1 pseudogene is annotated in these 1,682 nt (G+C 49.5%); it reads left to right on the top strand.

Going from position 1 to position 1,682, the window contains the following annotated elements:
- Window positions 1–1,682 (top strand): annotated as a pseudogene (locus tag EWM59_RS28175) (hypothetical protein); the annotation flags it as partial.

Here is a 1,682-nt window from a genome sequence, read left to right as displayed (position 1 = left end):
ACCGTAAGCGATGTAGTGGTTTGTCTGAATGAGACCGCAACCTTGACAGCGAGTGGATGTGTGGGTGGCACTATCAGCTGGAGTAATGGCAGCACAGGTAACAGCATCACTGTACCATCAGGGACAGCAGGCACTTACAGCTTCACAGCGACCTGTAAAGTAACGACCAATAACAAAGAATGTAGTGCAACCGGCACAGGCAAAGTGATTGTGAATCCATTGCCAACGGTAACCGTAAGCGATGTAGTGGTTTGTCTGAATGAGACCGCAACCTTGACAGCGAGTGGATGTGTGGGTGGCACTATCAGCTGGAGTAATGGCAGCACAGGTAACAGCATCACTGTACCATCAGGGACAGCAGGCACTTACAGCTTCACAGCGACCTGTAAAGTAACGACCAATAACAAAGAATGTAGTGCAACCGGCACAGGCAAAGTGATTGTGAATCCATTGCCAACGGTAACCGTAAGCGATGTAGTGGTTTGTCTGAATGAGACCGCAACCTTGACAGCGAGTGGATGTGTGGGTGGCACTATCAGCTGGAGTAATGGCAGCACAGGTAACAGCATCACTGTACCATCAGGGACAGCAGGCACTTACAGCTTCACAGCGACCTGTAAAGTAACGACCAATAACAAAGAATGTAGTGCAACCGGCACAGGCAAAGTGATTGTGAATCCATTGCCAACGGTAACCGTAAGCGATGTAGTGGTTTGTCTGAATGAGACCGCAACCTTGACAGCGAGTGGATGTGTGGGTGGCACTATCAGCTGGAGTAATGGCAGCACAGGTAACAGCATCACTGTACCATCAGGGACAGCAGGCACTTACAGCTTCACAGCGACCTGTAAAGTAACGACCAATAACAAAGAATGTAGTGCAACCGGCACAGGCAAAGTGATTGTGAATCCATTGCCAACGGTAACCGTAAGCGATGTAGTGGTTTGTCTGAATGAGACCGCAACCTTGACAGCGAGTGGATGTGTGGGTGGCACTATCAGCTGGAGTAATGGCAGCACAGGTAACAGCATCACTGTACCATCAGGGACAGCAGGCACTTACAGCTTCACAGCGACCTGTAAAGTAACGACCAATAACAAAGAATGTAGTGCAACCGGCACAGGCAAAGTGATTGTGAATCCATTGCCAACGGTAACCGTAAGCGATGTAGTGGTTTGTCTGAATGAGACCGCAACCTTGACAGCGAGTGGATGTGTGGGTGGCACTATCAGCTGGAGTAATGGCAGCACAGGTAACAGCATCACTGTACCATCAGGGACAGCAGGCACTTACAGCTTCACAGCGACCTGTAAAGTAACGACCAATAACAAAGAATGTAGTGCAACCGGCACAGGCAAAGTGATTGTGAATCCATTGCCAACGGTAACCGTAAGCGATGTAGTGGTTTGTCTGAATGAGACCGCAACCTTGACAGCGAGTGGATGTGTGGGTGGCACTATCAGCTGGAGTAATGGCAGCACAGGTAACAGCATCACTGTACCATCAGGGACAGCAGGCACTTACAGCTTCACAGCGACCTGTAAAGTAACGACCAATAACAAAGAATGTAGTGCAACCGGCACAGGCAAAGTGATTGTGAATCCATTGCCAACGGTAACCGTAAGCGATGTAGTGGTTTGTCTGAATGAGACCGCAACCTTGACAGCGAGTGGATGTGTGGG

The sequence above is a fragment of the Emticicia agri genome (assembly GCF_004168285.1).
Taxonomy (GTDB): Bacteria; Bacteroidota; Bacteroidia; order Cytophagales; family Spirosomataceae; genus Emticicia; species Emticicia agri.
The sequence above is the reverse complement of the archived record's forward strand: the minus strand, read 5'-3'. Positions and strand labels throughout refer to the sequence as shown.